Raw genomic sequence first — 7,187 nt, forward strand, 5'->3', positions numbered from 1 at the left:
CTGCACCCGGACCTCGAGGGAGTCCGAGTAGGGGGCCCCGGCACGGACCTCGACCTGCGTGCCGACGCCGATGCCGCGGTCCGCGAAGAACTGCAGCAGGCCCGGGTCCGCGTCCGAGATGCGCTCGACCGTGCCGGCGGTGCCCGGTTCCAGGGCGGAGAGCACGACGGCGTCCGGCAGGTCGACGGTGCCGTCCGGCCCGGGGATGGGGTCGCCGTGGGGGTCGCGGCGCGGGCGGCCGAGGTAGTCGTCCATGCGCTCGACCATGAAGTCCGAGACGGCGTGCTCCAGGGTCTCGGCCTCGTCGTGCACCTGCTCCCACCCGTAGCCCAGGACCTCCACGAGGAACGTCTCGATGAGCCGGTGACGGCGCACCATCTCCACGGCGAGCCGACGGCCCTCCTCGGACAGTTCGACCGACCCGTACGGGGAGTGCAGCAGCAGGCCCTGGTCGGAGAGCTTGCGGATCGCGTCCGAGGCCGTGGACAACCGGACCCCGGCACGGGCCGCGAGCGCCGAGGGCGTCACCGGTTCGTCCGACCATTCCTGCAGCACCCAGACGACCTTGAGATAGTTCTGGGAACTCGTCGAGAGCCGGGAGACAGACACGCTCACAGGATAGCGACACCGCGTCACCGGACCGGGCCACCGCGCTGCCGGCCCGGCCCGCGGGACGACCAGTCGGGCCCGGGGAGGCTCCATGGCGCGGCAGACTGGTCCCATGCCCCATCCCACCTTCCCCAGCGCTCAGGACCGTGCCGTCACCCTCCTCGGCCGCGCCCTGGCCAGACAGGATCTCGACGCCGTCACCGCGCTCGTGGACCCCCTGCCGGACGACCAGGTCACCCGGGTCCTGGAACGGCTCGGCACCGACCACCGCGCCGTGGTCTATCGGTTGCTGCCGAAGGACACCGCGCTGGCCGTCTTCGAGCGGCTGGACGCCTCCCTGCAGGGTGAACTCGTCGGCGCCCTGCGCGAGGAGGACGTGGCCTCGACGTTCGCGGAGCTCGAACCGGACGACCGCGTGGGGCTGCTGGACGAGCTCCCCGCCTCGGTGGCGACCCGGTTGATGCAGGGCCTGCCGGACCAGGAACGGGACCTGACCGCCGTCGTGCTCGGCTACCCGGCCGGCTCGATCGCCCGGAGAATGAGCCCCGAGTACGTCACCACCCGCGCCGAGCACACGGCCCGGCAGGCCCTGGACCGGGTGCGGTCCGGGCTGGCCGACGCCGAGACGGTCTACACCGTCCCGGTGATCGACGACGGCCGGAAGGTGCTGGGCGTGGTCAGCCTGCGCGCCCTGTTGCGGGCGGCCCCGGAGGCACCGGTGTCCGCCCTGATGCGCCCGGCGTACACCGCGACCGTCACCGACCCGGCGGAGAACGCGGCACGCCGGTGCGCGAACCTGAAGGTCCTGGCTCTGCCCGTCGTCGACGCGGAGGGACGCCTGGTCGGCATCCTCACGGTGGACGACGCCCTGCGGATCCTCGAGGACGCCGACTCCGAGGACCAGGCCCGCATGGGCGGGTCCGAACCGTTGCGCCGGCCCTACCTCGCCACCCCGGTGCTGAGCCTGGTGCGCTCCCGGGTGGTGTGGCTGCTGGTGCTGGCGATCGGCGCCACGCTCACGGTCCAGGTCCTGGAGGTCTTCGAGCAGACCCTCGAGCAGATGGTCGTGCTCTCGGTGTTCATCCCCCTGCTCATCGGCACGGGCGGCAACACCGGCAACCAGGCGGCCACCACCGTCACCCGCGCCCTCGCCCTGGAGGACGTCACCCCCGGGGACATCGCCAAGGTCATGCTCCGCGAGCTACGGGTGGGCCTCAGCCTGGGACTGGCACTGGGCACCGCGGGCTTCGCCGTCACCTCGGTGGTCTACGACGTGTCCATCGGCACGATCATCGGGCTCACCCTGGCGAGCATCTGCACCATGGCCGCCACCGTCGGCGGGGCCATGCCCCTGATCGCCAAGGCCATCGGCGTGGATCCCGCGGTCTTCTCGAACCCGTTCATCACCACCTTCGTGGACGCCACCGGCCTGCTCGTCTATTTCTTCATCGCGCGGGCCGTGCTCGGCCTGTGAGCCGTGCCGTGCCGGATGCCCCAGCGCGTCAGAGCCCGTAGTGCTGGGCCCACTCGAGGGCGTCCGTGGCCTTCTCGGCGCCGAGCTTGGCGTACAGGCTGCGCAGCTGGCCCTTGATCGTGTTCTCGGACCGGACGGTGTGCTCGGCCATCTGCTTGCGCGTCATCCCCTGCCGCAACAGCTCCAGCACCTCCCGCTCCCGGGCTGTCAGCACGGGCGGCTGCTCGCGGGTCAGGACGGGTTGCGGCAGCGCGGACAACCGTGCCGCCTGGTCCTCGGTGACGATGCCGTACCGGAGCAGGTCCGGCAGGCACCCCAGGTGGACGAGCGTGACCAGGTCGATCAACTCTCCGTCCGGGCCGGGCAGGCCCGCGGCCTCGTCCGGCAGGCCCTCGGCGGTCCTGCCCCCCGCCACCGAGGTGGCATAGGACCGCAGCAGCGCAGCCACCACCTGCTGCTGGCGGCCGACGCGCGGTGGCCGGCTCAGGGCGCGCAGGGCGCCGTCCACGGACCCCTGGCCCAGGCAGCGGCACGCCTCCAGGTTGGCCAGGGCCGAGTTCTGCTGCCAGCCGCGGATCTCCGAGGTGGTCCCGCCCACCAGTTCGGCGTAGTGATGGGCCTCGGTCAGCAGGCGGTCGGCCAGGGGGGCCCGGGAGGCATAGGGCCGGTCCCGGCGCAGGGTCCGGACCTGCCGACGGGCCGTATCCGGGTCCCCGCGGAGGGTGCGCAGCAGCGCCAGCAGCTGCGCGTGCGCCGACCAGAACTCGTCCGTGTCTGGCTCGGCCGGCAACCGGGCCAGCACCTCCTCGGCCCCCGCCAGGTCGAGTGCCGCCAGGGCACACCAGGCGCGGGCGAGGTCTCCGCACCGCCTGACCTGCTGCCGACCCCTGCCGACCCTGGACAGCGGGCCGTCCAGTTGCGCCAACCACGACCGGGCCGGCTGGAACTCCCCCTGGTGGGCCGCGAGCAGGGCCAGCTTCGACAGGGCGTCGGCCTCGAGGAAGTCATGGCTCCCGTGCCGCGCGAGATCGAGGGCGCTGGTGTAGGCCAGGCCCGCCTCGTCGAGCCGGTCGGCGAAGTGCAGGCACAGCCCCGCGTGCAGTTCGGCGATGCTGGCCAAGGGAATGCTGATGGGACCGGAGTCCAGTGCCCCGCGCACGGCGCGCCGCAGCTGGACCGCGGCCTCGGCGGCCGCCGCGTAGTGGCCGGACAACCGCAGGTAGCTGATCTCCACCATCCCGAACGCCACCGCACGACCGTTCGGGGTGAGGTACTTGCGGGCGGCGCGAGCCCGGAGCCGGGCCGCGGTCCGGTCCTGGCGCAGGTCCGGTTCCACGGACGGCAGGGGCAGGGTCAACCCCTCGGGCCCGGCCGAGGCCATGATCCGCAGGGCCACGCGCAGGTGGTCCTTCTGGGCGAGCACGGGCTCGGGGATACGGGCCAGCAGCGCCCGGAGGTACCGCGCGTCGGACGTGAACAACTCGGCGGCCCGGTCGGCCAGCACGGTGTCGAAGGGTATCCATGCCCCGCGCCGGGCCGCGGTCTCCAGGGCCACGCCCACCCGCCCGGCCCGGTCCGTGGCCTCCACCGCGGCGCGCACCATCGAGTCCACCCGGTCGGGTGCCTTCTCCTGCAGGCAGTCCGTGAGGCACCACCGGACCAGTTCGGGCATGAACCATCCTCCCGTGCCGTCGTCACGGATCAGGGCCTCGGTGGCCAGGTCCCGCAGCGCCGGCGCCGGCGACCCGCTGGCCGGCTGGAACTGGCGCAGGACGGCGTCACTGAACTCGGGCAGGTAGGCCGTCTCGGCCATGACCCCCCAGGGGTCGCGGGCTCCCAGCCATTGCAGCAGGGGAACGATCAGGGCCTGACGCGCTGCCCGGGGGGACGGCGACGGGACGAGCAGTGCCCGGACGGCCACGAGCCACCCCCCGGTGAGACGGTAGACCGTCTCCGGATCCGCCGATGCCGGCCGGGCCGGCCCGCCCGGTGGCGGTTGCGCCAGCGTGCCGATCTCCTCGGCGGTCAGCAGCACGTCCGTCGCGTCGGCGAGGCGGCACGGGTGGACGGCCGCCACGTCATGGATGGGGGCGTTCGCGCTGGCGATCACCGCCACCGGACCGTCCCGTTCCGCCAGGCATTGCCCGACCCGTCGGCTGAACGCCTCGGCGTCCTCGAGCGCGCTGTCCCACTGCAGGACCCGTTCCTGCACTGCGGCGTCCGGGGCTTCCGGGGCTTCCGGGGCTGATCCCGGTCCCTGTTCCACCCAGCCGGCCGCGAACCATTCCGCACCCGTCCCGCCGGGCGCCCGGATGACGAGCAGCCGCTCCTCCGGAACCGGCTGCCTCCGGAATCGTCGCAGGGCAGGGTGCGGCTGCCCCGCCCCGTTCGGCCGCGGGGATCCCGCCGCCTGAACGTGGCTCAGACCTGTGTCCATCATTGAGTTCTCCCCTCTCAGCCGCCAGTTTCTCATGTCCGGACCGGTCCGGAGCGTCCTGCGTCACACCACCGGGACACCGGGGCCTTGACCGTTCCACGGCACGGGCCGGATCATCGGCTGCACGGCGACCGGCCCCTCCACGTGGCCCATCCACCGTTCACCCACCCGGCCGCGCAGGAAGGCGCTCATGGAGGTCATCGACCTGTCCCGCATCACCCCGGACCTCACGCCCCTGATCGGCGGCAAGGCGGCCGGGCTGGGCGCGCTCATCGCCGCGGGTGAGCGGGTGCCCGCCGGGTTCTGCCTGACCACCCAGGCGTACCGGGCCGGTGCCATCCCCGAGGACGCGGTCCTGACCGCCTACCGCGCCCTCGGCGGCGGTCCGGTCGCCGTGCGGTCCAGCGCCACGGCGGAGGACCTGCCCGGCGCCAGCTTCGCCGGCCAGCAGGACACCGTCCTGGGCGTGGAGGGTGAGACGGCGCTGCTCGATGCGATCCGGCAGTGCTGGGCCTCCCTCGGCAACGAGCGCGCCGTCGCCTACCGGGCCGGGCAGGGACTGCAGGACGCGGAACTGGCGATGGCCGTCGTCGTGCAGGAGATGATCACCCCGAGCGCGGCCGGGGTGATGTTCACCGCCAACCCGCTGACCGGCACCCGCACCGAGACCGTCATCGACGCGGTCCCGGGCCTGGGCACCGGCGTGGTGGACGGCACCATGGACACCGACCACTACGTGCTGCCCGCACGCGGCCCCGTCCCGGCCGACCAGCACCACGGCTGCCTCTCCCCCGGCCAGCTCGACGCGCTGCGCGCGGCCGGCCACCGCGTGCAAAGCGCCCTCGGCAGCCCCCAGGACATCGAGTTCGCCTACGACGCCCGGGGCACCCTGTGGCTGCTGCAGTCCCGGGCCATCACCACCCTCTTCCCGCTCCCGGCCGGGAACGATCCCGACGACCCCCGGATCTACATGGAGGTCGGCCACATGCAGGGCCTGCGGCGCCCGGTCACCCCAATGGGGATCTCCGTGCTGCGCGAGACCACCCGCCGCTGGTTCCAGCTCATCGGCGTCGACGATGCCGCGGTCGACCCGTTCCTCGTGGACATCGGCGGCCGGCTGTTCATGGACCTCACCGGCTTCGTCCGCAGCCCGCGGCTGCACGACCGGGTCCCCGAGATGGTGAAGGTCTACGGCCCGGCCGTGGCCCGGGGCGTGCGCCGCATCCTCGACGACCCCCGCTACGCGCCCCGGCCCGCGGCTCCCGGCCGCCGCGCGTTCTCCCGCCGGGCGACGGCGCGGCTGCTCCTGGCGGTGCTCCCGGCCTCGCTGTTCGGCGCCCTGTGCGCCCTGGCCCGGCCGGCCGCCGCCCGCGAGCGCGCATTCGATGAACTCGACAGGGTCCGCCACCAGCCCCGGAACGCCCCGGTGGACACCGCCGGCCGGATCCGCTCCGCCGCCGGGCTGCAGGACGACACGATGACCGGGCCGATGATGCGCGCGCTGCCGCCGCTGTGGGCGGCGCTCATCGCCCAGGGGGTGGCCGGCTGGCTGCTGCACGGCATCATGCGGCCGGGCGAGCTGAACGCGACCCTGCGCGGCATGCCCCACAACGTCACCACGCAGATGGACCTGCAGCTGTGGTCCGTGGCCGAGGCGGCCCGCCCGCACCGCGAGTTGCTGCTCGGCACTGCCCCGGACGAGCTCGCGGCACGCTTCCGGCGCGGCGAGCTGCCCGAGTTCGGCCTGACCGGGTTCCTGAGGGAGTACGGGATCCGCGGCAGCGCCGAGATCGACGTCGGCTCCCCCCGGTGGGCCGACGACCCCACCCCGGTCTTCGCCGCGCTGGCCGGTTACCTGCAGGTGTCCGACCCGGACCAGGTCCCGCCCGCCCGGTTCGCCCGCGCCGCTGCCGAGGCCGAGGCCGCCCTGGCGGACCTCACCGACCGGGCCCGGCGGGTCCGCCCGGTCCGGGGCCGGATCGCCGGCTCCCTGTTGCGCCGCAGCCGGGAGCTGGCCGGCCTGCGGGAGCTGCCCAAGTTCCTCTGGCTCACCCCCCTGGCGGAGGTCCGCCGGCAACTGCTGGCCGCCGGAGCCGACCTCGCCGGGCGGGGGATCCTGGACCAGCCGGACGACATCCTGTTCCTGACGCTGGACGAGGCCCTTGAGGCCGCCGGCGGAGCCGACCTGCGCGCGGTGGTGTGCGGCCGCCGTCGGGAGCACGACCGCGAGACCCGACGGCGGCAGGTCCCCGGGCTGCTGTTGTCCGACGGGACCAATCCGCAGGCCCTGCCGGACGAGCGGGCGGTCGAGCACGGACCCGACGTGCTGGTCGGCCAGCCGGCGGCCACCGGTGTGGCGACCGGGCCGGTGCGGATCGTGTACCACCCGTCCGAGGCGCGGTTGCAGCCCGGTGACATCCTCGTCGCCCCGACCACCGACCCGGGCTGGACCCCGCTGTTCCTCACGCTGGGCGGCCTCATCACGGAGACCGGCTCGCCCATTGCCCACGGACCCACCGTGGCGCGCGAGTACGGCATCCCCGCGATCATCTGCGTGCCCGACGCCACCACCCGGCTGACCGAGGGACAGGTGGTCACCATCGACGGGGCCACGGGGCTGGTCCGGATGCACGGACCCGAGGAGCCGGGCGGCGCCGAGGACGAGGG

5 protein-coding genes are annotated in these 7,187 nt (G+C 74.0%); 2 read left to right on the forward strand and 3 right to left on the reverse strand.

Features of this window, described 5'->3' with window-relative positions:
- Nucleotides 1–609: metal-dependent transcriptional regulator (locus Q0283_RS04640; protein WP_298043350.1), on the reverse strand; the 609-nt coding region annotated here is incomplete at its 3' end.
- A 112-nt stretch (nucleotides 610–721) separates the two neighbouring features.
- Between Q0283_RS04640 and mgtE the strand changes: the two genes are divergently transcribed.
- Nucleotides 722–2,083 (forward strand): magnesium transporter, encoded by a 1,362-nt coding sequence (gene mgtE, locus Q0283_RS04645; protein ID WP_183528915.1) that lies wholly within the window; start codon nucleotides 722–724, stop codon nucleotides 2,081–2,083.
- A 28-nt stretch (nucleotides 2,084–2,111) separates the two neighbouring features.
- On the opposite strand, the gene Q0283_RS04650 is transcribed toward mgtE, so the two are convergent.
- Nucleotides 2,112–4,523 carry a LuxR family transcriptional regulator gene (locus Q0283_RS04650; protein WP_298043352.1) on the reverse strand — a complete coding sequence of 804 codons (2,412 nt, stop codon included), beginning with the start codon at nucleotides 4,521–4,523 and terminating at the stop codon, nucleotides 2,112–2,114.
- 60 nt (nucleotides 4,524–4,583) lie between these two features.
- On the reverse strand, nucleotides 4,584–4,721 hold the full coding sequence (locus tag Q0283_RS04655; RefSeq protein ID WP_183528919.1) for a hypothetical protein: 138 nt from the start codon (nucleotides 4,719–4,721) through the stop codon (nucleotides 4,584–4,586).
- On the opposite strand from Q0283_RS04655, the gene Q0283_RS04660 reads away from it, so the two are divergent.
- On the forward strand, nucleotides 4,711–7,187 hold a 2,477-nt coding region (locus Q0283_RS04660; RefSeq protein WP_298043354.1), incomplete at its 3' end, for a PEP/pyruvate-binding domain-containing protein. The genes Q0283_RS04655 and Q0283_RS04660 overlap by 11 nt on opposite strands.

The sequence above is a fragment of the uncultured Citricoccus sp. genome (genome assembly GCF_937871995.1).
Lineage (GTDB): Bacteria > Actinomycetota > Actinomycetes > Actinomycetales > Micrococcaceae > Citricoccus.